The 23,245-nt window shown below is 68.9% G+C and carries 20 protein-coding genes, 1 tRNA gene and 1 riboswitch; of the genes, 11 read left to right on the forward strand and 10 right to left on the reverse strand.

Annotated features, from left to right (window positions below; genetic code table 11):
• Window positions 1–178 precede the first annotated feature (178 nt).
• Together DPR14_RS03660 and DPR14_RS03665 are read left to right on the forward strand one after the other, a co-directional pair.
• On the forward strand, window positions 179–1,060 hold the full coding sequence (locus DPR14_RS03660) for an HpcH/HpaI aldolase/citrate lyase family protein (RefSeq protein WP_158043964.1): 882 nt from the start codon (window positions 179–181) through the stop codon (window positions 1,058–1,060).
• A gap of 41 nt (window positions 1,061–1,101) precedes the next feature.
• Window positions 1,102–2,160: a MaoC family dehydratase gene (locus DPR14_RS03665; RefSeq protein ID WP_158043965.1), complete on the forward strand. Its 1,059-nt coding sequence runs from the start codon at window positions 1,102–1,104 to the stop codon at window positions 2,158–2,160.
• Window positions 2,161–2,305: 145 nt separating this feature from the next.
• Here the strand turns inward: DPR14_RS03665 and DPR14_RS03670 are convergent, their stop codons facing one another.
• From DPR14_RS03670 to DPR14_RS03685, 4 genes are all read right to left on the reverse strand, one after another.
• Window positions 2,306–3,694, reverse strand: coding sequence for a M28 family peptidase (locus DPR14_RS03670; protein WP_192499253.1), 1,389 nt, complete (start codon window positions 3,692–3,694; stop codon window positions 2,306–2,308).
• A gap of 139 nt (window positions 3,695–3,833) precedes the next feature.
• Window positions 3,834–4,622 carry a transglycosylase SLT domain-containing protein gene (locus tag DPR14_RS03675; RefSeq protein ID WP_192499254.1) on the reverse strand — a complete coding sequence of 263 codons (789 nt, stop codon included), beginning with the start codon at window positions 4,620–4,622 and terminating at the stop codon, window positions 3,834–3,836.
• 278 nt (window positions 4,623–4,900) lie between these two features.
• The gene (locus DPR14_RS03680; protein WP_246148810.1) at window positions 4,901–6,073 is read right to left on the reverse strand and encodes an NAD(P)/FAD-dependent oxidoreductase; all 1,173 of its coding nucleotides are present in this window, start codon (window positions 6,071–6,073) and stop codon (window positions 4,901–4,903) included.
• A gap of 608 nt (window positions 6,074–6,681) precedes the next feature.
• The gene (locus DPR14_RS03685; RefSeq protein WP_158043968.1) at window positions 6,682–6,927 is read right to left on the reverse strand and encodes a hypothetical protein; all 246 of its coding nucleotides are present in this window, start codon (window positions 6,925–6,927) and stop codon (window positions 6,682–6,684) included.
• 197 nt (window positions 6,928–7,124) lie between these two features.
• Here DPR14_RS03685 and DPR14_RS03690 point away from each other — a divergent pair, with 197 nt between their 5' ends.
• Together DPR14_RS03690 and DPR14_RS03695 are read left to right on the forward strand one after the other, a co-directional pair.
• Window positions 7,125–8,111, forward strand: coding sequence for a zinc-dependent alcohol dehydrogenase family protein (locus DPR14_RS03690; RefSeq protein WP_158043969.1), 987 nt, complete (start codon window positions 7,125–7,127; stop codon window positions 8,109–8,111).
• Window positions 8,112–8,214: 103 nt separating this feature from the next.
• The gene (locus DPR14_RS03695; RefSeq protein WP_158043970.1) at window positions 8,215–8,706 is read left to right on the forward strand and encodes a hypothetical protein; all 492 of its coding nucleotides are present in this window, start codon (window positions 8,215–8,217) and stop codon (window positions 8,704–8,706) included.
• A gap of 31 nt (window positions 8,707–8,737) precedes the next feature.
• Here DPR14_RS03695 and DPR14_RS03700 read toward each other — a convergent pair whose 3' ends face one another.
• Window positions 8,738–10,759 carry a YjbH domain-containing protein gene (locus DPR14_RS03700; protein WP_192499255.1) on the reverse strand — a complete coding sequence of 674 codons (2,022 nt, stop codon included), beginning with the start codon at window positions 10,757–10,759 and terminating at the stop codon, window positions 8,738–8,740.
• A gap of 90 nt (window positions 10,760–10,849) precedes the next feature.
• Window positions 10,850–12,097: a pentapeptide repeat-containing protein gene (locus tag DPR14_RS03705; RefSeq protein ID WP_158043972.1), complete on the reverse strand. Its 1,248-nt coding sequence runs from the start codon at window positions 12,095–12,097 to the stop codon at window positions 10,850–10,852.
• A 234-nt stretch (window positions 12,098–12,331) separates the two neighbouring features.
• Here DPR14_RS03705 and DPR14_RS03710 point away from each other — a divergent pair, with 234 nt between their 5' ends.
• The 6 genes from DPR14_RS03710 to DPR14_RS03735 all read left to right on the forward strand — a co-directional run bounded on the left by DPR14_RS03710 (window position 12,332) and on the right by DPR14_RS03735 (window position 19,670).
• A complete protein-coding gene (locus tag DPR14_RS03710) occupies window positions 12,332–14,020 on the forward strand; it encodes a L,D-transpeptidase family protein (RefSeq protein WP_158043973.1) in 1,689 nt (562 codons plus the stop codon).
• A 239-nt stretch (window positions 14,021–14,259) separates the two neighbouring features.
• Window positions 14,260–14,838 (forward strand): peptidoglycan L,D-endopeptidase MepK, encoded by a 579-nt coding sequence (gene mepK, locus DPR14_RS03715; protein ID WP_158043974.1) that lies wholly within the window; start codon window positions 14,260–14,262, stop codon window positions 14,836–14,838.
• 510 nt (window positions 14,839–15,348) lie between these two features.
• Window positions 15,349–16,389 (forward strand): polysaccharide deacetylase family protein, encoded by a 1,041-nt coding sequence (locus DPR14_RS03720; protein WP_158043975.1) that lies wholly within the window; start codon window positions 15,349–15,351, stop codon window positions 16,387–16,389.
• 63 nt (window positions 16,390–16,452) lie between these two features.
• Complete coding sequence (locus tag DPR14_RS03725; protein ID WP_158043976.1) at window positions 16,453–18,267, forward strand: tetratricopeptide repeat protein; 1,815 nt, start codon at window positions 16,453–16,455, stop codon at window positions 18,265–18,267.
• Window positions 18,264–19,148, forward strand: a complete 885-nt coding sequence (locus DPR14_RS03730) for a 4-(cytidine 5'-diphospho)-2-C-methyl-D-erythritol kinase (RefSeq protein ID WP_158043977.1) — start codon at window positions 18,264–18,266, stop codon at window positions 19,146–19,148. Before DPR14_RS03725 ends, DPR14_RS03730 begins: the two co-directional genes overlap by 4 nt.
• A gap of 93 nt (window positions 19,149–19,241) precedes the next feature.
• Complete coding sequence (locus tag DPR14_RS03735) at window positions 19,242–19,670, forward strand: flagellar basal body-associated FliL family protein (RefSeq protein WP_158043978.1); 429 nt, start codon at window positions 19,242–19,244, stop codon at window positions 19,668–19,670.
• A 366-nt stretch (window positions 19,671–20,036) separates the two neighbouring features.
• Here the strand turns inward: DPR14_RS03735 and DPR14_RS03740 are convergent, their stop codons facing one another.
• The 3 genes from DPR14_RS03740 to DPR14_RS03750 form a co-directional block, all read right to left on the reverse strand.
• Window positions 20,037–20,846: a MetQ/NlpA family ABC transporter substrate-binding protein gene (locus DPR14_RS03740; RefSeq protein WP_158043979.1), complete on the reverse strand. Its 810-nt coding sequence runs from the start codon at window positions 20,844–20,846 to the stop codon at window positions 20,037–20,039.
• Between the two features lie 76 nt (window positions 20,847–20,922).
• Window positions 20,923–21,591 carry a methionine ABC transporter permease gene (locus DPR14_RS03745; RefSeq protein WP_158043980.1) on the reverse strand — a complete coding sequence of 223 codons (669 nt, stop codon included), beginning with the start codon at window positions 21,589–21,591 and terminating at the stop codon, window positions 20,923–20,925.
• The gene (locus DPR14_RS03750; protein ID WP_158043981.1) at window positions 21,560–22,621 is read right to left on the reverse strand and encodes a methionine ABC transporter ATP-binding protein; all 1,062 of its coding nucleotides are present in this window, start codon (window positions 22,619–22,621) and stop codon (window positions 21,560–21,562) included. The genes DPR14_RS03745 and DPR14_RS03750 overlap by 32 nt, the downstream gene beginning before the upstream one ends.
• Window positions 22,622–22,664: 43 nt before the next feature.
• Window positions 22,665–22,742, reverse strand: a riboswitch (SAM riboswitch).
• Window positions 22,743–22,941: 199 nt separating this feature from the next.
• On the opposite strand from DPR14_RS03750, the gene DPR14_RS03755 reads away from it, so the two are divergent.
• A tRNA-Gln gene (locus DPR14_RS03755) sits at window positions 22,942–23,016 on the forward strand.
• Window positions 23,017–23,112: 96 nt separating this feature from the next.
• Here DPR14_RS03755 and DPR14_RS28625 read toward each other — a convergent pair.
• Window positions 23,113–23,235, reverse strand: a complete 123-nt coding sequence (locus DPR14_RS28625; protein ID WP_281352732.1) for a hypothetical protein — start codon at window positions 23,233–23,235, stop codon at window positions 23,113–23,115.
• Between the last annotated feature and the right edge of the window lie 10 nt (window positions 23,236–23,245).

Genomic DNA, 23,245 nt, shown 5'->3' on the forward strand with positions numbered 1-23,245 from the left:
ATTCAACGGTGGAAACGACGATATCATAACAAATTGCGAGGGAGGTAGGGCGCAAAATTCACCACCTGAAGGTGGCGCGTCATTGTGCTGCACCTCCGCCCATGTCGCCGATTGCCCTTTGCCGCACCTGCGCTGTAAGGTCCCGGCCAATCAGAACGGCATCTTCGGGAGACCACCCATGGCAATGACTGTCCGCCCCCGTCGCAGCGTCCTTTACATGCCGGGGTCCAACCCCCGGGCCATGGAGAAGGGGAAGACCCTGCAGGCAGACGGGCTGATCCTCGACCTGGAGGATGCGGTCGCTCCCGATGCCAAGGCCCAGGCCCGGACCCAGATCGGCGACGCGATCCGGGGCGGCGGCTACGGCCGGCGCGAGCTGATCGTCCGGACCAACGGGCTCAACACCCCCTGGGGCTACGAGGACCTGGTGTTCGCCGCCACCTCGGGCGCCGACGCGGTGCTTCTGCCCAAGGTCGAATCGGCCGACATGGTCCGCCAGGCGGAGCAGGTGCTCGTGGTGTCCGGGGCTCCGGCCGACCAGAAGATCTGGTGCATGATGGAGACCCCGCTGGCGATGCTGAACGTCAAGGAGATCGCCGGCGCCTCGCCCCGCCTGGGCGGCCTGGTGATGGGGACGTCCGACCTCGCCAAGGACCTCCACGCCGCCCACACGCGCGACCGCCTGCCGATGATCACCAGCCTGGGCTTGTGCCTGCTGGCGGCGCGGGCCTACGGCCTCGCCATCCTGGACGGCGTCTATCTCGACCTGAACGACGACGACGGCTTCGCCGCCAGCTGCCGGCAGGGGCTGGAGCTGGGTTTCGACGGCAAGACCCTGATCCACCCCAAGACGCTGGCCGCCGCCAACGCGGTGTTCGGCCCGTCGGCGGAGGAGGTGGCCTGGTCCCGCCGGATCATCGACGCCTACCAGGCCGCCGTGGCCGAGGGGAAGGGCGTGGTGCTGGTGGACGGCAAGCTGGTGGAGAACCTGCATGTCGAGAACGCCCGCCGCCTGGTGTCGCTCGCCGAGGCGATCGAGGCCATGGACGCCGCCGCCTGACACCCCCATCCCAGTTCCCGCGTCAGGAGAGAGCCAAGGCCATGACCAAGACCAATCCCGGCAACTATTTCGAAGATTTCCGCCTGGGCCAGGAGATCGTCCACGCCACGCCGCGCACGGTGACCGAAGGCGATATGGCGCTCTACGTGGCGCTCACCGGTTCCCGCTTCGCCCTGCATTCGGCCGATACCTTCGCCCAGGACCTCGGGTTCGAAGGGGCGACGATCGACGACGTGCTTGCCTTCCACGTGGTGTTCGGCAAGACCGTGCCCGACGTCTCGCTGAACGCCGTCGCCAACCTGGGCTACGCCGCCTGCCGCTTCGGCGAGCCGGTCTATCCCGGCGACACCCTGTCCTCGGTCTCCCAGGTGATCGGCCTCAAGGAGAATTCCAACGGCAAGACCGGCACGGTCTATGTCCGCTCGGTCGGCGTCAACCAGCGGGACGAGATGGTGCTGGACTATTGCCGCTGGGTGATGGTCCGCAAGCGCGACGAATCGGCGCCGGCGCCCGACCCGGTGGTTCCCGAGCTGCCCGACGCCGTCGCGGTCCACGACCTGATCGTGCCGACCGGCGCCGGCTTCGCCGTGTACGACACGGTCGCGGCGGGCTCCCCGCACCTGTGGGACGACTACGAGGAGGGCGAGCGGATCGACCATGCCGACGGCATGACGATCGAGGAGGCGGAGCACGCCATGGCGACCCGCCTCTACCAGAACACCGCGCGCGTCCACTTCAACCAGCATACCGAGAAGGACGGGCGGTTCGGCCGGCGGCTGATCTATGGCGGCCATATCATCAGCATCGCCCGCGCCCTCAGCTTCAACGGGCTGGCCAACGCGGTCCGCATCGCCGCGATCAACGGCGGGCGCCACGTCGCCCCGACCTTCGCGGGCGACACCATCTACGCCTGGAGCGAGGTGCTGGAAAAGCACGAGCTGCCCGGCCGCCACGACATCGGCGTGCTTCGCCTGCGCACCGTCGCCGCCAAGGACCGGCCCTGCGCCGACTTCCCCGGCACCGGGGCGGACGGGAAGACGGACCCATCCGTCGTGCTCGACCTCGACTACACCGTGCTGATGCCGCGCCGGGTGTCCTGACCGGCCCAGAAGCCGGAGTGTCGTAGGTCGGCCTTCGCCCGTCAGGGCGAACGCCGACACCCTGCGTCAACGCTCCGGCCACGCTGTCGGCGTCGGCCTTCGGCCGAGGCCGACCTACGATAAATCAATAAGAAAATTGTGCCGTTCACGAGGGCTCGCGGTCCTTCCCCGCTTCGGGATCGCGGGCCAGCGTGAGCACGGCATGGGCCGCGGCGTCTGCCATCTGGTGGAGCACGGTGGCGTCGATGTTCGTCAGGTCGTCGCAGGCTTGATGGTAGCAGGGGTCGTACGGCTGCCCGGCGGTGCCGCCGAACCGGGCGGCCGACTCCTCCGACTTGATCTCCCCGGCGCCGGTATAGAGCCCGCCGGTCGGGATGCCCGCCCGGGCGAAGGGCGCGTGGTCCGATCCGCCGCGCATCGGGGTGGATCCGGCCTCCAGCCCGATCGAGGCGAAATAGTCCCTGAACACCCGTGCGATCGCGGCCGGGCCGTCATAGATCAGCCGGCCCGGATTGGGCGAGCCCAGCATGTCGAAGTTGAGCACGGCGGCCAGCCTGCCGCGCTCCTCCTCCGTCAGGGACTGGAGATGGTGGCGGGAGCCGACCAGCCCGACCTCCTCGGCGCCCCAGAAGGCGAACCTGACCCGGTTGGCCGGGGGCTCGCCGCCACCGAGCCCGCCCTCGCCGAGCCCGGCCATGCGGAGCGCGGTCTCCAGGACGACGGCCGAGCCACTGCCGTTGTCGTTGATGCCCGGTCCCTCGGGCACGCCGTCCAGGTGCGCTCCGACCAGAACGGTCTTTCCGGTGGTCCCCTCCGGCCCGTCGGCCAGGACGTTGCGGCTCGACCGGGTGCCGGTGCGGGCATCGACCGCCAGCCGGATCTCCGGCCGGGCCTCGCGCAGCCGCGCGCCATAGTCCGCCGGGACGCCGACGACCGGGACCGGCGCCGGATCGCCCAACTGGCCGCGGAAGGCGCCCGTGCGCCCCTCCGTGCCCTCGTTGTAGATCACGACGCCCTTGGCCCCGGCCGCCGCGGCGTGGCCGACCTTGGTCTGGAAGGTGCAGGTGCCGCGCTGGACCAGGGCGACGGCGCCGCGGGTGAAGCCCTGGAAGTCGGACGCCTCGCAGGCGAGCGGCGAGCCCGACGGAGGGACCGCGGGAGCGGTCACGTCGCCGCTGCCGGAATTGGCGAGGGTCCTGAGCAGGTCCCGCTCGATCGCGATGCCCGGCGCGGTCAGCACGGGTGGCGCGTTCTCCTCGAAGAAGGGGAACTCGAACTCTTCGAAGCGGACCGCGTAGCCGGCCTCTTCCAGCATGGCCGCGACATGGTCGGCGGATTGCTCGTGGCCGGGCCGTCCGGCGGCCCGGTTGCCGCCGTTCTCCTCGGCGATCCGCTGGAACGAGCGGAGATGAGTCATGACGCCGTCTTCCGTCACCGCGTCCCGGAGCGCCTCGGTGGCCGCCATGTCGGCAACGGCCGGGACTGCGGCGAGACACAGGGCGCCGGCCAGGACGGCATGGCGCGCGGCGGACATCCACGTCGACGCTCCATCTCGCATCGGATCTGCTCCAGGTTCGGGAAGGCACGATCCGATACATAGGGCCATGGCGCGGATTATCCGCCGGGCACGGGAAATACCTTGGTTTCGCCCCAATCCCGGGCTTGGGGCCGGGTCAGTCCAGTTCGGCCACCTCGGAGGAGGCGAAGACTCCGGACGCCTTGGCGATGCTGGGTTCGTAGGGATGACGCTTGCGCGGGTAGACGCCGCTCAGGCGCTTCACATAGGCCTCGGTCTCGCGGTAGGGAGGAACGCCGCGGTGGCGCTCCACGGCGCCCTCGCCGGCATTGTAGGCGGCGGCGACCAGAGCCACGTCGCCCCGGAAATAGGCCATCAGCCAACGCAGGTAGCGCATCCCGCCCTGGATATTCTCCTTCGGGTCGAAGGGGTCCTTGACCCCGAACCGCTCCGCCGTGTCCGGGATCAGCTGCATCAGCCCCTGGGCGTTGCGCGGCGACACGGCGTCGGCCCGGTAGCCGGATTCGATCTGCATGATCGCCAGCACGAAATCGGGGTCGAGGCCATAGGTCGGCGCCATCGACCGGACCATCTTCTCGATCTTCGCCGGAGCGGGAAGGTGGCCGGCGCCGCGGACGCCGGGGACGTAGCAGCCCGGCGGCTGGACCTGCCTGACGCCCGCGACCTGGGTTGTCAGCTCGCGGGCCTCGATGTGGCCCAACTCGATCGCGCGGCGGACCCAGGCGGCCGCCATGGCCTGGTCGCGCGGCGCGCCCTTGCCGGTGAGATAGAGCCGGGCGAGCCGGTATGCCGCGATCGGATGCCCCTTCGATGCTGCCTGGCAGTACAGATTGAACGCCCTGCCGTAATCGAGGGCGACGCCGACGCCGTTCTCAAGCCGCCGGCCCAACTCGAACTGCGCCCGGGTGCTTCCGGAATTGGCCAAGGTTTCAAGGGCAAGTACAGTGCGATCCGGCGTTGCGGCATATGCGGGAATAGTACTGAAGCAAAGGCCGAAAATAATCAACGTTCGTCGGATTGCCTTCATTGCCGAGCGACTTTCCTTTGATCAAGACTGACCTATTCGAAGTAACACAGGGCGTCTCGTCGCCCAAGAGCAACTTTCGGCTATCGGGAAGCCCATCCGGTTCACCCCGATGTTCGCCGCCGGCCGCACCCGCCTCTCCGGTCGATACCATGCGAAGCGGGGCGCGCCTGGCCGGCTCAGGCCTGGAGGGGCGCCGTCTCACGCTCCAGCAGTACCGCTTCCGCCTCCGCCGCGATGGCGAGCGAGGCGGTGATGCCGGGCGATTCGATGCCGTAGAGGTTGAGAAGGCCCGGCACGCCGTGCTGGCGCGGCCCCTGGATCATGAAGTCGGCGTCGGCCGCTCCGGCGGCGACCAGCTTCGGCCGGATGCCCGCATAGCCTGGCTGCAGCGCATTGTCCGGCAGGTCCGGCCAGTAGCGGCGGATCGCTCCGTAGAACTTGTCGGCGCGCCGGATGTCCACGTCGTAGTTGATCCGGTCGATCCACTCCACGTCGGGGCCGAACCGCGCCTGCCCGGCCAGGTCGAGCGTCAGATGGACGCCCAGGCCGCCCGGTTCCGGCACCGGATAGATCAGCCGGCTGAACGGCGCCCGCCGCGCCAGCGAGAAGTAATTGCCCTTGGCTAGATGGATCGGCGGGATCGTCTCCGCCGGGACGCCTTGGATCGACCGGGCGATCTCCTGGGCGAACAGCCCGCCCGAATTGACCACCAGATTGGCGAGCAGGCGGAACGGCTCCGGGCCGCCCGTCTCGATGATGATGCCGTCGTCGGTGACCCGCCCGCCGGCGACCGGGCTGTTGAAGGCCACCATGCCGCCATGGTCCTCCAGCTCGCCCTGGTACGCCAGCATCAGGCCGTGGGTATCGACGATCCCGCTCGACGGGGAATGCAGGGCGCCGACGGTGTGCAGCGCCGGCTCCAGCGCCGCGACGTCGGCGGCGCTCAGCCATTCCAGGTCGGTCACGCCGTTGGCCCGGGCCTTGGCGTCGATCTCGGAGAGCTTGCCGCGCTGGCCCTCGTCGGTCGCGACAAGCAGCTTGCCGCAGCGGCGGTGGGGAACGCCCCGGTCGGCGCAGTAGGCGTAGAGCGCGTCGCGGCCCCGGACGCAGAGCCGCGCCTTCAGGCTGCCCTTGGGATAATAGAGGCCGGCATGGATGACCTCGCTGTTGCGCGAGCTGGTGCCGCTGCCGATGCAGTCCGACCCTTCCAGCAGGACGACGTCCCGGCCGGCCAGCGCCAGCTGGCGGGCCACCGCCAGCCCGATCACTCCCGCGCCGATCACCACGCAATCGACTCTCTCCGGGGCCACGCCTTCCAGGGCGAGGTTCGGCTGATTTTCGCTCATCATCACCTGACTGATCGCTGAAACCCGCGGATCGGTTCGCCTGCGCGCTAAGCCGGTCCGCCAATCTGTCCAGCGGTCACTATGCCGCGCGACGAAGGGGTGCGTCCATGGCTCCGACGAACGCGCCCAAGAAAGAGGGCGGCGTCCCCTTCGGGGAACACCGCCCTTGACAGTGCGAGGCTAAACATCGAGAGGCATTGGGATAGAGAATCGGTCCGAACCCCACTTCGTTCGGACCCGGCGCCGGGTATTGCAGGAAACGACGGTCCGGCGGCACCGATCCAGCCCGTCATCCGCTGTACGACGGCAATCATGTCGATCATGGCTGGAGGATCTGCGGCGGATACCTTCCGCTTTACTCCTGGGAGGACGAAGAACTATTCGACATCCGGCCTTGATCCAGTGACTACCGAAGTTATGCACCGTTAACATTGAAGGTCGGTGCCGCGTTCCCTTTGCGACTCAAAATTTTCCTTTTCAACTCCTCGTGCCTGTCTTCGCCTTGCTGAGCGCGTTGGCCGGAGTCCATGTCGGCCGGCCGCGGCCGGTCCCGTTGGTGCCGGTCCGCTGCGGCGTGGTCTTGGCCGCGGCCGGGGGCTTCGGCGGAGCCGTCACCCGCGCCGGCGCCGGTCTCGGCGGGGCGGCCGTCCGCGCGGGGCCGCGGGCTTGGCGGGGCCGGGCGCCTTCCGCTGCGGGGCGGCGGCTTCCCGCGGCGGTTCGGCGCAGGAGAGCAGCCCATGGTAGGCTGTGCGGAAAAGCTGCGGGAAGGCGTCGAACGTCTCGTTGTGGGATCGGGCATACGACAAGGCGATCTTCGTGGCCATCCTGTGGATGTCTGCACGCTCGCTGATGCTCATCGGTGGGGGCTCCTCAGTGTCCGCCCGGACAGGGCAATCCTGCCCATTCGGCTGATTAACGCCGGCCATGTCCCTGTGTTCCCACAAGGACTCGCCGAAATTGCGGAAACCGCAGCGGTTCTCCGGGACTGTTCGCAACCGCCTTCGCCTGTGATGGTTAACGTATTGGAATCCACTCAACCAGAGAAAGCCTGGCCATGCGAAGTATTCGATACGAGCGCTTCGGCGAGCCGTCCGACGTCCTGTTCCTGGAAGAGCGGGAAAAACCCCGGCCCGGTCCCGGCGAGGCGCTGGTGCGCCTCCGGCTGCGCTCGATCAACCCGGCGGACCTGCTCCAGGTCCGCGGCCTCTACGGGCAATTGCCGCAGTTGCCGGCGACCGCCGGGATGGAAGGCGTCGGGGTGATCGAGGAGCTGGGCGAAGGCGTCGCGGAGCGGCCGGGCCTGACGGTCGGCAGCCGGGTCATGCCGCTGGGGAGCCCGGCCTGGCAGGAATACGCCTGCGTCAAGGCGGCGGCGCTGCTCCCGATCCCGGACGCCATGCCCGACCAGGTCGCGGCGCAGGCCTTCGTCAACCCGGTCACCGCGTGGCTCATGACAGTGGAGGAGCTGAAGCTCAAGCCGGGCGATACCGTTCTCGTGACGGCAGCCGGCTCCGCCCTGGGGCGCATCGTCATCCAGCTCTCCCGGCGTCTCGGCTTCAAGGTGATCGGCACCGTCCGCCGGTCGGCCCAGGCCGACGAGCTGATGCCGCTCGGCGCCCACGCCATTGTCTCGACCGCGGACGACGACCTGCGCGGGCGCGTGCTGGAACTGACCGGCGGCCGGGGTGCCGACGGCGCGATCGAGGCGGTCGGCGGCGCGGTCGGGGCCGCGGCGGCCAGCGCGCTGGCGCCCGGAGGCACGATGCTGGTCTATGGCCTGATGTCCGGCGAGCCGATCCCGGTCCCGGTGTCCGACATGATCTTCAAGACCCTGTCGATCAGGGGGTTCTGGCTGGCCGACTGGGCTCGCAAGGCGCCGGACGACGTGCGAAGCGACGCGATTTCCGAAGTTTTCGGCCTGCTGGCGGAAGGGGGGATCGATCTTCCGGTGGCCGCCGTCTATGATCTGGCCGAGATCCGCGACGCGGTCATGGCCGCGGAATCTTCCGGCCGTCCCGGCAAGGTCCTGCTGGGCGGGTAGTCCGCCGGAATCCGGGGACGGGATCTTCGGCAGCGTTCGAGGCTTTCCCCCGTCCGACCGCCCTGGTGCATAGACCTGTCGCAAGAAAGAGGAGGATTTCATCGTGAAAGCGAATCGCGCTCCCGTCATGGCGGTTCCCGTCATGCTCGGAGCCATCATCCTCGGTGCCGCCGGGCCCGTGGCGGCCCAGCAGTCCGCTCCCGCGCAGCCCTACGGCCAGGAAGCGGCGCCCGGCGTCACTGCGACCCCCAACCGCCAGATGCAGCCGAGCGGCATGCCCACGGGTCTGTCCGCCGGCCGGACGCAGGCTCCGCCGGCAACCCCGACCGCTCCCTCTTCCGGCGCCTCGACCGGGACCCAGCTCAGCCTGGAGCAGGGGCGCCCGTCCGTCGCCGATCGCATGGACAAGGACCAGCGCGAGATGGAGCTGGTGCAGACCAGCCTGCTGAACCGCTTCGGCGGCATGGGCTTCGCGGAGATGCGCAACTTCCGCAAGATCGGCGAGACTTACGCGGCCGAGGTGCGGACCGTCGAGGGCGTCTGGATCAACGTCGTGATCGACCCCGTGACCGGCGCCGTCACCGTCCAGCAATGACCAGGTCCCCGGAGCCCGCCGTCCGGCCGCCTCACTCCAGCAGGCGGTTCCAGGTCCCCATGATCCGGCCGACGCCGGAACGGCCGGTCAGGTCGTACAGGCGCAAGGGCTGGTCGACCCTCTGGCCGGCGTCCCGCCCCAGGGATCTGACCGCGACTTCCGATGCCAGCCCGCGGCCCGGGCCGGAAAGGGGTCCCGGCAGCAGTCCGAGCGGTATGCGGATGCTGATCCCCTGGTCCATCGCCCCGGTTCCCGCATCGGTGACCGTGGCATAGGCGCCGATGCGCACGCCGCCTTCGAAGGCGCGGCTCAGTTCCACCGTCGCGCCGAGGTCGCCCGCCAGGTAGCGGCCGGCCCTGATCGTACCGTGGGTCAGGCCGTCGCCGCTCTCGTAATACAGGCTGGCATGGGCCGAGGCGTAACCCTGGGCCTCGAAATAGAGCAGGTTGCCGGGAACCCGCTTCGCCACCAGGTCGGCATCGACGCCGACCGCCCAGCGGGCGCCGAACGGCCGGTACAGCACCTCGCCTTCCCAGCCACCGAACATCTCGTCCAGGTGTCCCGCGGACAGGCGGGTATGCCAGTCGGAGACCGGGTTCCACAGCCACGCGGTGTACAGGTGGTCGGCCGTGACGGCGACGCCGTCGGCGTACCGGGCGATATCGCCGCGCACCGTGGGCAGGCCCGCGTCGGGCTCGTCGCGCTCACCGGCCTGCGGCCCGGCCAGATCGCTGCCCAGGTTGAAGCGCAGCCCGGCGCCGGTGACGAAGCCGCCCGACAGCCCGCTCACCACGGCGGCGTCGAAGGTCGCGCGGTGGGCCGGCGGACCGGACCGGAAGGCGGGTCCCAGTTCGAGCCGCGGGGTCAGCCTGAAGTCCCAGCGCTCGCCCGGCGCCCGGGGCGGGGCGTCGGTGCTCCCGGCCCGGTTCAGCTCCGCCGTCCGCCAGATTTCGGCGGGCGAACCGGCATGGCGGCTGGCGCGCTCCAGGTCGGCGCGTAGGATGGACACTGCGGTCCCGTTCAACTCCGCCGGGCCGAGCACCACGGTGAGCCGCTCGATCTCCGCCGGCGCGCGCGCCGCCATGATCCGGGCCGCCCGGCCGGCCGTGCGGGCGGGCGGCCCGTCGGGAACCTCGTCCAGCCAGGCCGTGGCCTCCCCGTCGTCGACCCTGACCGCCCGGGCGGGCAGCCCGCCGGAGCGGAGCGCCGCCAGGATGCGCCGTTCGGCGGTTCGCGGCGTCGTCCGGGCCGGGCGGGCTCCGAGCGGGGGGTGGGCGTCTTTCCCGGGCGGAGCGGCGGAGGCGCGACCGTCCAGCCCGGCGGCGTCGAGGACGAGCGCTGCCCGCAGCATGGCGAAATGCCCCTGCTCCAGCCCGGCGCCGACCTCGATCCAGGGCAGCGGACGCCACGCCAGCCCGACATTCACTGGGAAGGGGCGGGACAGGCCGGGATGGGCCGCCCGCTCGGCCCGCAGCGGATCGCCGGTATAATCGGCCTTCAGCGACAGGCCATCGACCGGGGTCCGGACTTCGACACCGCCGATCGGCGAGAGGCCGGAGCCGAACAGGTTTCCCTGTCCGAACCGGCCCCAGCCGAGCCCCAGGGTCCAGTCGGTGTCGAACCACCGCCGGCTCATCACGAGATAGCGGGCGGCCTGCCCGCCGCTCTGGAACAGGCCGCGGGCGCCGATCGAGACCTCGGGCCGGGCGGCGTTCTCGCGCAGCAGCCTGAGCTTCAGGTCCAGCCCGCCCGACTGCCCGCCGGGACGTTGATAGGTCGCGATTCCGGTGGATTGCCGGAGCGTCGCCTCCAGGTCCGGCAGGGCCTGGAGCGTGACGAAGCCGTGCCTGTACAGCGGCGTCCAGGCCGCGCCGGTGGCCAGGGTGTCGGGCGGCAGCATGCGGGCGCCGGGGACCTGCAGCAGCCCGGCCCCGCCGGTGTCGGTCAGGGACGGCCCGGCGCCGACGGAGGCCGGCAGGGCGGCAGCCGCCAGCGCCGCGAGGCCGGCGAGAGCGCGTTTGCAGGACCCGGTGGATGGAACCGTTGCGGACACGCGTCGTTTCCGGATAGGTCCAGGACAATGCGTCCTTTTTAGCTGCAGGCTGCATGCGTGCGCAACCGGCGAGACGCCGCACCGGTCCGATCAGCGGAGATAGGTCGCTCCGGGCAGCTTGGCGCCGGTCAGGTCGGCGCCCTCCAGGTCGGCAAGGTCGAGGTTCGCCTCGCTGAGATTGGCCGAGGCCAGCAGCGTGCCCACCAGATGGGCCCGGCGCAGGTCCGCCCCGAGCAGGGAGGTCGCCCAGATCCGGCCGCCCGGCTTGCCGTTGCCGTCCAGGATCTGGGCCGGGCACAGCAGCGCGTCGTGCAGGTCCGCGCCGACCAGGCGCGCGTAGCTGAGGTTGGCGCCGGACAGATCGGCGCCGCTGAGGTTGGCCCCTTCGAGGTTGGCGCCGGACAGGTCGGCCATGATCATCTTGGCGCCCGCCAGCAGGGCCTTGACCAGCGACGCTCCGCGCAGGGTGGCGCCGCTCAGGTTGACGTTGCGCAGGTCGACGCGGTTGAGGTCGGCGCCGTCCAGTTCGGCCCGGGCGCCCCGCGCGCCGCCGCTCTCGATCCAGCGCTCGTGGTTGTTGATCACCCGATGGATCTCCAGCCCCAGGGTGTCCAGCATCTTCGTGAAATGAGCGCCCGCCAGGTCGGCATGGGTCAGGTCGCAGCCGGACAGGCGGGTGCCGACCAGGTCGGCGTTGTGGAACCGGGTGCCGACCAGGGCCGCGCCATCCAGGTTCGCACCGCACAGGCGGCATTCCGACAGGTTCGTGCCGGTCAGGTCGGCTTCGCTGAGATCCGCGTTCTGCAGGTTGCACCCGGTCAGGTCCGCCCCGGTGAGGTCGGCGCGCCGCAGCGACGCGGCGGTCAGGTCCGTCCGCGAACAAAGTCCGGCGGGCACCGGCAGCCGGGACGGCGCCGTCCTGTCCCGCGTCGGCAGGCCGTGCCGGGATGCGCGCGGCATGGCCGTCAGGTCCGGCGGGCCGCCGTCGGCGGGGGGCACCAGGGTTCCCTCGCGCAGGTCGGCATCCCGGAAGTTCGCCCCGGTGCAGTCCGCCGAATGGAGCCGGGCGCCGCGCAGATCGGTGCCGGAAAGATCGGCGCCGCGCAGGTCGCAGTGGCGCAGGTCGACGCAGAACAGGTCGGCGCCGGACAGATTCGCGCCCGCCAGGTTGGTCCTGGCAAGCTTGGCGCCGCCCAGCATGGCGCCGCGCAGATCGACGTCCCGGAGATCCAGTCCTTCGAGGTTCGACAGGGAAAGATCGGCGCAGGCCCCGCCCGCCAGACCCCTGACCCAGCGCGAGTGCTTGTCCAACGCATCCTGCAAGAATTCGGGCGTCATCGTCTTCCGTCGGCGGATCGCAGCGCCAGGCGAGCCACCTGGTGGCCGCTCATGCTTTGCGTGCAGAATGGCCGTAATTCATTACAGAACAATAAACCCTTATGTTTTTACGGTTGCCCGCGAAGCCTGCCCGACGTGGTCCCCGGGCCACGATCCGGGACAAAGTTGGAACCAAGGTGCCTACCACTTCATTTAGGTGTATAGTCAAGCCGAAAGAGTGGTGGTGGAAAGTCGATGAGAGTCCTTTTCCGTAGAGTCCTGGTCCTTTGCGCTCTCGGCGGCGGCTTGCCGGGCGCGGCTCCCGCGCCGGCGCAGGCGGTCGAGCCGTTCCTTCCGGCATTGGCCGAGGCGACCGAAGCCGATGTCGCGATCGCGCGCCGGCTCAGCAAGGACGGTCCGCTCGAGGTGGACGGCCAGCGGCTGCGCAATCTCGCGGCACTCCGCCGATTCTATGCCGAGCGCGGCTTCGATCCGGCCTGGACCGAGGCTGCCGGCCTGGCTCCGGCGGCACCCGGGCTGGTAGCACTGGTCAGGCAGGCGGAGCGGGAAGGGCTGGAGCCGCAGCATTACCATCCCGACGCGATCGAGCGGCGGCAGGGCATGGCCGATTTGGCGACGCTGGCCGACCTGGACCTGCTGATCACCGACGCGGTCATGGAATACGCGGTCGACCTGCGCGCCGGGCGCCTGACGCCCCGGCAGATCGCCCCTGAACTGGCCGCGGTGCCGCCTCGCCTGGACCCGCAGGAGATCGCGCGGGCCGCCCTGGCGGCGCCCGACCTCGCCGCCTTCCTGGCCGGCTTCACGCCGCACCATTCCCAGTACGCGGCCCTGCGCGAGGTGCTGAAGCACTACCGGGCGGTCGCGGCGGGCGGCGGCTGGCCCGCCGCGGGCGACGGGCCGGTGCTGAAGCCGGGCATGCAGGATGCCGGCGTGCCGGCCTTGCGGCGGCGCCTCGCCGCGACCGGCGACTATGCCGGAAAGGACCTTTCCTCCACGTTCTACGACGCACCGCTCCAGACGGCGGTGAAGCGGTTCCAGTCCTACAACGGCCTCGACCAGGACGGCGTGGTCGGCGTCTCGACGCGGGCTGCCCTCAACGTCCCCGCGGCCCGGCGGGTCGGCCAGATCATCGCCAACATGGAACGCTGGCGCTGGCTGGAGGACGACCTGGGCGAGCGGCACGTCATGGTGAACATACCCGGCTATACGCTCAAGGCGGTGGCCCCGGGCGTCGAGCCGCTGCGCATGCCCGTGATCGTCGGCACCGTGGAACGGCCGACGCCGGTGTTCAGCCACCGCATCAACCATCTGGTGTTCAATCCGACCTGGACGATCCCGCCGACCGTCGCCCGCAACGACATCCTGCCGAAGCTGATCCGCAATCCCGGCTACCTGAAGGAGCACGGCATCACCCTGTACGAGAGCTGGGCGGCCGGTGCCCGGAAGCTCGACGCGCGGGGGATCGACTGGCGCGGCGTCGGGCCCAGGATCACCCGGTACCGGATGCGCCAGGACCCCGGGCCGAAGAACTCGCTGGGCCAGGTCAAGTTCATGTTTCCCAACGATTTCGACGTCTACCTGCACGATACTCCGGCACGCGACAAGTTCAACCGCAACGCCCGCGGCCTGTCGTCGGGCTGCGTCCGCGTCGGCGATCCCGACGCCCTGGCCCGGTTCCTGCTGGAGGGGATGGAGGACTGGACGGCGGAGCGTCGCCGGCAGGTGCTCGACGCCGGGGAAACGAAGACCGTCTGGCTGCGGCAATCCGTCCCGGTCCACCTGACCTATCAGACCGTCTTCGTCGACGACGCCGGCCGGACCCAGTTCCGCGACGACATCTACGACCGCGACGGCGCCTTCATGAGCGCCCTGATGAAACGGTTGCCGGTCCAGCAGACGGTGGCGCAGGCGGTGAACTGACCCGCCTGCGCCGGTCGCCCTGGCGCGTCCCGCCCGCGCCGGAAGACCCGGCACTCTCGCCATGTCTCGAAATGGTCACTCCGCGGCCGCTGGAATGTTGCGGTATCAGCGGCTTCTCCCGTGTATGTAAACCTTTGCTTAACCCGCCCCGGCAATGCTGGGGCCGTCGCGACGACATATTGATACCGTCGCGGGGATTTATTTGGAATTTTAGGCGTTTTTTTGCTGGGGGCGGGAAGATGCGGGACGAACGCGCGGAGCAGTGCCGGGCAGATGCGGTCGGGCGGCGTTCATTCCTCGGCTTTGGTCTTGCCGCCGCCACCGCAGTCATCCTGGATCCCGTGCAGGCTCTGGCCGCCAGCCGCGTCGCCACGCCCCGCCGGGTGTCGCTCCTGAACACCCACACCGGCGAGCGCCTCACCACGGAGTATTGGACCCGCGGGCGTTACCAGCGCGACGCGCTTCGGGCTATCGACAGGATCCTGCGGGACCACCGCACCGACGCGGTACACCCCATCGACCCCGGACTGCTGGACACGCTCCACGCGCTGCAGTCCCGGCTCGGCGTTCGCGCCCCGCTCCATGTCATTTCCGGCTACCGCTCGCCGGAGACCAACGAGATGCTGCGGGAGACCGGCGGCGGCGGGGTCGCCCGGAGCAGCTTCCACATGCGCGGGATGGCGATCGACATCCGGGCGCCGGGAATCGACTCCCGGATGGTCAGGCGCGCGGCGCTGCGCTTGCGGGCGGGCGGCGTCGGCTTTTATCCCCAGAGCGATTTCGTCCATGTGGACGTCGGGCCGGTCCGCTCCTGGTGAAGACGGCGACAACGGCGGACCCGAAGTAGTTCTGCCGCTTTTTTCATCATTACATTAGGTTTTTTCTGCAGCCGCCCGTTCCATCGATAGATGAATCGAGGGCGGGGGCTTCTGGCTTATCGGGTGGAACCATGCCCGGCACCTTCGTATAAGGTGAGCGACGCGCCCGCAAGTCTAGTCCTGCTTAGTGGATATCGTAAATTACTGAAAGAGCGACAGTGTATTGAAATACTTTGAATTAAACATCTGTTCTGATCGAAGAAACGTTTGCTGGCTTTTTACGCCCGAAATAAAAAGCATAACAGGGAGGTGCAAACGTTTTCTGCGATCGGGGTAGCCGATTTTCTTCCGGCTGCCGGCCCTCGTAGGGCATTCCTGACGCTTTAAGTGAAATAGCGGGTAACTTGGTAACTTCCTCCTACCAAAGCAATGTATTGCTTCGTAGAATGGGGACAGACAGCTGTTTTCGTGGTTGTCTATGCAGGCAATTTCAGCCCAGGGGAACATTCGTTGGGTAAATTCATCATCACGATAGATACCGAGGGCGATAACATATGGGACGGCCTGCGTGAAACCACGACGCGCAATGCTGCGTATCTGCCGCGGTTCCAGGATCTTTGTGAACGGCACGGGCTGAAGCCGACATACCTGGTGAACCACGAGATGGCCGTTTCGCCGGCCTTCGTCGAATTTGGCCGGGACGTCCTTGCGCGGGGCCGGGGCGAGATCGGCATGCACCTGCACGCGTGGGACTCCCCGCCGTTGGTGCCGCTCACCAGGGACGACCACAAGTACAAGCCGTATCTGATCGAGTATCCGGTCGAGGCCATGAGGGCCAAGATCGACTATATGACCAAGCTGCTGCAGGACGTGTTCGATACGCCGATCACCAGCCACCGCGCCGGCCGGTGGGCGATGAACGAGACCTATGCCGGCATCCTGATCGAGCACGGCTACCTGGCCGACTGCTCGGTGACGCCGCATGTGGACTGGCGCGGGACCCCGGGCAATCCGGCCGGCGGCGGCGGCACCAACTATCAGGGCTATCCCGACGTTCCCTATTTCGTCGATCCAGCCGACATCAGCCGGCCTGGCCAGTCGCAGCTGCTGGAAGTCCCGATGACGGTGTCCAAGCGCCTGCCGCTGGCGTTGCGCGACGTCTTCGGCGGTTACCTGCAGCAGGGCGGCGTCCCGGCGCGACTGCTCAACCGGATGCTGAAGAACTACTGGCTGCGCCCGAACGGCAGGAACGGTGCCGCCATGATGAGCCTGGTGCGGTCCGAGGCGGCGGCCGGGGCCGCCCATGTGGAGTTCATGCTGCACTCCTCCGAGTTCATGCCGGGGGGCAGTCCGACGTTCCGCGACGCCGACGCGATCGAGCGGCTCTATGCCGACATCGACGCCGTCTTCGCCGAGGGTGCCGCCAGGTTCGAAGGCGCCACCCTGGCCGAGTTCCGGTCCAGCTTCGCCACGGCGGTTCAGCCGATCTCCGACCCTATCGAGGCGATGGCGTCGGGCGGCAACGTGGTTATTGATGGCTTAAGGAGTTGACCGCTACGGTATAGTCCATCAGGAATGGATGGACCGGCTCGGCCGGGGCAGGATGAGGACGGCATGAACACTCTCTTCGTCGCTCTGAAGCGCGGCTTTCTCGCCAGTACCATCGTGGGAGCCCTCGCCGCCGGCGGGACGCCGGCTCCCGCCCGCGCGATGACGGCGCAGGAGGGGACCGAGGGCCGCCTGTCCGCCGAGACCCTGTCCGCGGTCACGACGGTCACCGGCAGCTACCTCGCCGGCCGGCACGCGCAGCAGGCCGACGACTGGGCCGCGGCGGCCGAGTTCATGGCCCGGGCGCTGGCCGACGATCCGGAAAACCTGGCGCTGCTGCGGCGGACATACCTGCTGCAACTGGGCGACGGCCGGATCGGCGATGCCGCCGGCTTGGCCCGCCGGCTGACCGCGGCGGAACCCGGCAACCATCTGGCGGCGACCCTGCTGGCGGCCGACGACGTGATCGCCGGCCGCTTCGCGGAGGCGCAGGCGCGGCTTGCCGGGGGGACCGACGATGCGCTGGCCCGCTATGTCGAGCCGATCATGCTGGCCTGGATCGCCGTCGGCCGGGGCGACCTGCCGGCCGCCTGGGCCGCGCTGGAGCCCATGTCCAAGGCGCAGGGTTTCGCCGTCCTGCACAACTTCCATGCCGGGCTGATCGCGGAGCACACGGGCGACGCCGTCGCCGCCGAGAGCTGGTTCCTGAAGGCGATCGGCGCCGGGGCGCCGCTGCGGATCGTCCAGACGGTCGGGGGATTCTTCGAGCGGGCCGGACGGCCGGAGGAAGCCCGCGCCCTCTATGGGAAGTTCATCGCCGACAATCCCGGCACCCTGCTGCTCCAAGCCGACCTGGACCGGCTGGCGCGCGGCGAGAAGCCGGCTCCGACCGTCTCCGATCCGCGCCAGGGCATCGCCGAGGCGCTGTTCGACATCGCGAGCGCCCTGAACCAGGAGGGGGCGGGCGAACTGGCGCTGATGTACGGTCGCATCGCGGTCCATCTGCGCGCCGACCTGCCGCTCGCCCGCCTGATGATCGGCGACATCCTGGCACAGCGCACCCGCCATGAGGCGGCACTGGCGGAGTACGCCGCCGTCGGAGGTGGCGACGGGCTGCGCTGGACCGCCCGGCTGCGCAGCGCCGGACTGCTGGAGAAGCTGGGCCGGACAGACGAGGCCGTGGCCCTGCTGGACGCCATGGCGGCCGAACGGCCCGACCGGGCCGATGCGCTGATCGAACTGGGCGACGTGCAGCGCGGGGCCGAGCGGTTCGACCAGGCGATCGCCGCCTACGACGCCGCGCTGTCGCGGCTCGGCGAACCGCAGGCGCGCCACTGGCTGCTCTATTACACGCGCGCGATCTCATACGATAAGACCAAGCGCTGGACCGAGGCCGAGCGGGACCTTCAGCGGGCGCTGGAACTGTCCCCCGACCAGCCGCTGCTGCTGAACTACCTGGGATATTCCTGGATCGACCGGGGCATGAACCTGGATCGCGGCCGGTCCATGATCGAGCGGGCGGTCCAGCTGAAGCCGAGCGACGGCTATATCATCGACAGCCTGGGCTGGGCGCTCTACCGCCTGGGCGATTTCGGCGGCGCCGTCACCCACTTGGAACGCGCGGTGGAGCTGAAGCCGCTCGACCCGACCATCAACGACCATCTGGGCGACGCCTACTGGCAGGTCGGCCGCCGGGCGGAGGCTCGCTTCCAGTGGCGCCGCGCCCTTCAGAACGCGGAGGAGGCCGAACTGGCCAGGGCGATCCAGGGCAAGCTCGACAACGGGCTGCCGCGCCACCAGACCGCCGCCGACCTGAACGCGCCGGCTCCGCAGTCCCCGGCTCCCCAAGGTTCCGCGCAAGGCCAGCCCGCCGCCCGATGACCTTCGACCGGCCCGTGATCGTCGAGCACGCCCCGGCGAAGCTCAACCTCTATCTGCACGTGCTCGGCCGCCGCCCGGATGGCTATCACGAACTGGACAGCCTGGTCGCCTTCGCCGATATCCACGACACCGTGACGGTTCGCCCGGCCGAGCGCCTGACGCTGGAGATCGACGGCCCCTTCGCGCCCGCCCTGGCCGTGGAGGCCGCCGGCGACAACCTGGTGACCCGGGCCGCCGTCCTGCTCGCGCGAGCGCTGGGGAAGGACGAGCCCGGCGTCACGATCACCCTGACCAAGCGCCTGCCGGTGGCGTCCGGCATAGGCGGCGGATCGGCCGACGCCGCCGCCTGCCTGCGGGCGCTCGCCCGGCTGTGGGACATCGGCGGAGACGACTCCCGGCTGGCAACGCTGGCGGCCCGGCTGGGGGCCGACGTGCCGGTCTGCCTGAGCGGCACGTCTGCCTATTTCGGCGGGATCGGCGACATCGTCGATCCGGCGCCGCCGCTGCCGGCCTGCGCCGTGGTGCTGGTGAACCCCGGAACGCCGCTGGCGACCCCGGCGGTGTTCAAGGCCCGGAGCGGCCCGTTCTCCGCCCCGGCCCGGTTCGACGGGGAACCGCCGGCCGACGCCGCAGCCCTGGCGAGGCTGCTGGCCGGCCGGGGCAACGACCTGACCGCCCCGGCGCGGATCCTGGTTCCGGAGATCGGCGACGTGCTGGAAGCGCTGGGCCGGACGCCGGGATGCCTGCTCGCCCGCCTGTCGGGCAGCGGCGCCACCTGCTTCGCGCTCTATGCGGACCGGGAGGGGGCCGAGGCCGCGGCCGCCGGCCTGGTGAGCGGCCATCCCGGTTGGTGGGTGAGGGCGGGCGGGCTGCTGGCCTGAGAGGGTTTTCTTTTCCGGTTCTTCACGATTGGTAAGCCCGTGCCGGTGTATGGAAGGGAACGGCTACCCGATCCCCCCGTCAACGGTGCGTCCATGAGCGATTTCGTGAAGTTCCTGCGCGCGGGCCTCGTCCTCGCGGGCGTCCTCGTTTGCGCCGCCCCTGCATCCGAGGCGCAGGCGTCCGAGAAGAAGGAAGGGCCGGTTTCGCTCAGCGTGCCGATCACCAACCTGACGCTGCCCCTGCTTCTGGAGGACCGCAGCATGGTCGGCCGCCTGGACCTGGTTCTGGACGTCCAGGCGACCGACGCCGCCGCCGTGACCCGGATCGAGGAGCAGCTTCCCCGCATCCGCGACCTGCTGCTGACCCGCGTCACGCCGACGCCGATCCCCGGCAGCAGCAACGTATCGGCCGAAACGCTGACCGACATGAAGAGCCGCATCCTGGCCCTGCTGCGCGAGGTGGTCGGGGCCGACGCGGTGAGGGCCGTCTACATCGTCAAGGCGATGACCCGGCGGAGCTGAACCGCCCGTTGGGGCATGCGCCACGTCATCGCCGGGTCACCAGCATGGCTGTCCGGCACGGTGTTTGCGTTATATTCAAAAGGCTCAATCATGGGCTGAAGCGCTCCCCTTTTCGTCATGCCCGGACTTGATCTACGGCTGTCCGGCACGTTTTTTGCTAATCACCTATTGAGAACATTCCTGGCGACCGTTTTCTCCTTCGGTTCGTCATCCGCGGGCTTGACCCGCGGATCTCAAGGCACGGAGGCTTCGATGCTTCCCGCGAAAGATGGCCGGATCAAGTCCGGCCATGACGAAAACGGAGTGCTTCTGCCCGCGATTAACCCTTTCCCGTAATAAGCAATCGCCGTGCCGGACAGCCGTGGGTTACCAGCCGGCGACCACCGAGCCCTTGAACTTGTCCTGGACGAACTGCTTGACCTCCGGCGAGTGGTACGATTCCACCAGCTGCTTGACCCAGGGCTTGTCCTTGTCCTGCTCGCGCACCGCGATGACGTTGGTATAGGGGGAATCCGCGCTTTCGCGGGCGATCGCGTCGGTCAGCGGGTTCAGGCCGGATTCCAGCGCGTAGTTGGTGTTGACCGCCGCCGCCGTCACGTCGCCCAGCGAGCGGGGAAGCTGCGCCGCGTCCAGCTCGACGATGCGGATGCCCTTGGGGTTCTCGACGACATCGATCGGAGTGGCCTTCAGCCCGGCGCCCTCGGCCAGCTTGATGACGCCCTCGGCCTCCAGCAGAAGCAGCGCGCGGCCGCCGTTGGTCGGGTCGTTCGGCACGGCGACGGTGGCGCCCTCGGGCAGCTCGGCCAGGCTCTTCACCTTGTTGGAGTAGATCCCCATGGGGAACACCACGGTCTTGCCGACCGAGACCAGGTCCAACCCCCGGTCCTGGACCTGGTTGTCCAGGTAGGGCTGGTGCTGGAACGAGTTCGCCTCGATCTCGCCGGCGGCCAATGCCGCGTTGGGAATGACGTAGTCGGTGAACTCGATGACCTTGATCTCCAGCCCCTGCTTGGCGGCGATCGGCTTGACCGCGTCCAGGATCTGGGCGTGCGGGCCGGCCGAGACGCCGACCCGGACGGTCTCGGCGGAGGCCGCGCCCGCGAGGGCGATGGCGGCGGCGCCGACCAGGGCGGCACCGAAACGCCGGGACAGGATCTTGGCGGACGGGATGTTCATGAGGGTCCCACTTTCTTAAGGCTGTTGGATTTCAGGCTATCGGACTTCAAGCTGTCGAATTCGTTGTTCGTCTTGATCAGCGGGTTCCGATGGCCCGCTTGTTGAGCTTGCGGGCGAGCCGGTCGCCCAGGCTCTGGACGATCTGGACCAGCACGATCAGCACCAGGACCACGGCGGCCATCACCTCCGGCAGGAAGCGCTGGTAGCCGTACCGGATGCCCAGATCGCCCAGGCCCCCGCCGCCGACCGCGCCGACCATGGCCGAGTAGCCGATCAGGCTCACCACCGCGAGCGTCAGGCCCAGCACGATGCCGGGAAGCGCCTCGGGCAGCAGGAACTTGGCGATGATCTGGAGCGGCGTGGCGCCCATGGCCTCGGCCGCCTCGATCAGGCCGCGGTCCACTTCCCGGATGGCGCCCTCGATCAGCCGCGCGATGAACGGGATCGCCGCCACGGTCAGCGGCACGATCGCCGCCGAGGTCCCGATCGAGGTGCCGGCGACCAGCCGGGTGAAGGGGATGATCGCGACGACCAGGATGATGAAGGGGGTGGATCGGGTGGCGTTGACCACCACGCCGGCGATCCGGTTGAACGCCACGTTCTGGAGCAGTTCGCCCCGGCCGGTGGTCGCCAGCAGCACGCCCAGCGGCAGCCCCAGCAGGGTGCCCAGCAGCGCTGCCAGGCCCACCATGTAGAGCGTTTCGACGGTGGCGTTAACCAGCAGCGCGTAGACTTGCGGGGACATGTCCGAGGACCTCTACCGACAGGTTGTTGACTTGGATGAACGAGATGGCGGACTGCACCGCCTCGGCGCCGCCGACCGCCTCGACCACCAGGATGCCGAACGGGGCGCCCTGGATATGGTCGATCCGTCCGTGCAGGATGTTCACGTCGAGCCCGAAGCGCCGGGTCAGCTGGCTGATGATCGGCGTGTTGGCCATGGCGCCCTTGAAGGTGATGCGCAGCACCGGGTTGCCGCCGGGCAGCGGCTCCGCCACCAGCCGGGCGGCCAGGGTCTCCGGCAGTTCGGCCCCGGCCACGGCCGAGACGAAGCTGCGGGTCGTCGGGTGCCGGGGCGCCGTGAACACGTCGAACACGTCGCCGCGCTCGATGATGCGGCCGGCCTCCATGACGGCGACGTGGTGGCAGATCTCCTTGATCACCGCCATCTCGTGGGTGATCAGGACGATGGTCAGGCCGAGCTTCTCGTTGATGTCGGCCAGCAGGCGCAGGATCGACGTGGTGGTTTCCGGGTCGAGCGCCGAGGTCGCCTCGTCGCACAGCAGCACCTTGGGCTCGCTGGACAGGGCGCGGGCGATGCCGACCCGCTGCTTCTGGCCGCCGCTCAGCTCGGCGGGATAGCGGTCCCGCTTGTCGCCGAGGCCGACCAGGTCGAGCAACGGCTCCACCTTCGCCTTGATCTCCGCCTTGCGCAGCCCGGCCAGTTCCAGCGGCAGCGCCACATTGTCGTACACGGTGCGCGACGACAGCAGGTTGAAGTGCTGGAAGATCATGCCGATGCCGCGCCGGGCGGCGCGCAGGCCGGAACCGTCCAGCGCCGCCATGTCGACCCCGTCGACCGTGACCCGCCCGGCGGTCGGCCGCTCCAGCATGTTGACCACGCGGATCAGCGTGCTCTTGCCCGCCCCGCTGCGGCCGATGATCCCGAAGATCTCGCCGCGGCCGACGGAAAGGTCGATCCCGTCGAGAGCGCGAACCTCGGGACCGCCGCCCCGCCCGGGAAACACCTTCTCGACACCGTGAAACTCGATCATCCCCATACCCCGCAAAAACAAAAATCCGCCCACAGCAGCTACGCCGGGCGGATCCCCACGCTCTTTAGCTGCATTTATAAAGCGCCCGCAATCTGGTGCTCAAATCGGCGCTGTGAATTGCTATATAATCACATGCTGCGCTGCGTCAAATGGAATTTCCGACGCATCTCCCATGTGGTTTGTGCAGGCCACCGCTCCGGCACCTCTCGGGAATTCCTCTGGAATCTCTCCGGGACGAGGGCTTCCCGCACCGGAGAGGGAGCCAAGCAGCCGCTTGCGGAAGCACGCTTTTGTGGCTATGGTCCGCCCCACCTCAAGGCTGGGGCGTCGCCAAGCGGTAAGGCAGCGGTTTTTGGTACCGCCATACGCAGGTTCGAATCCTGCCGCCCCAACCAGCTCATTTAAGGCTAAGAAGCAAAAGCTTATCTGAGGTTTTGGCAAGCGGGTGGTACACAATGGCGACTGCCTCGAGCTGGCACTCCCTTTCGGGGCTAATTTGAGAATGGGTGTGTACCAGTTGCCGCGCTGAACGGGCACCCGCAGCGCTGCTTGAACGTGAACCGCGTTTTACGGGCATTGTCGGCATCAATAAAGTAGGAGATGATGTCGCTCATCAGTTTCCTC

Origin of the sequence: Skermanella pratensis (assembly GCF_008843145.1) — a bacterium.
In the GTDB taxonomy this organism is placed as follows: Bacteria; Pseudomonadota; Alphaproteobacteria; order Azospirillales; family Azospirillaceae; genus Skermanella; species Skermanella pratensis.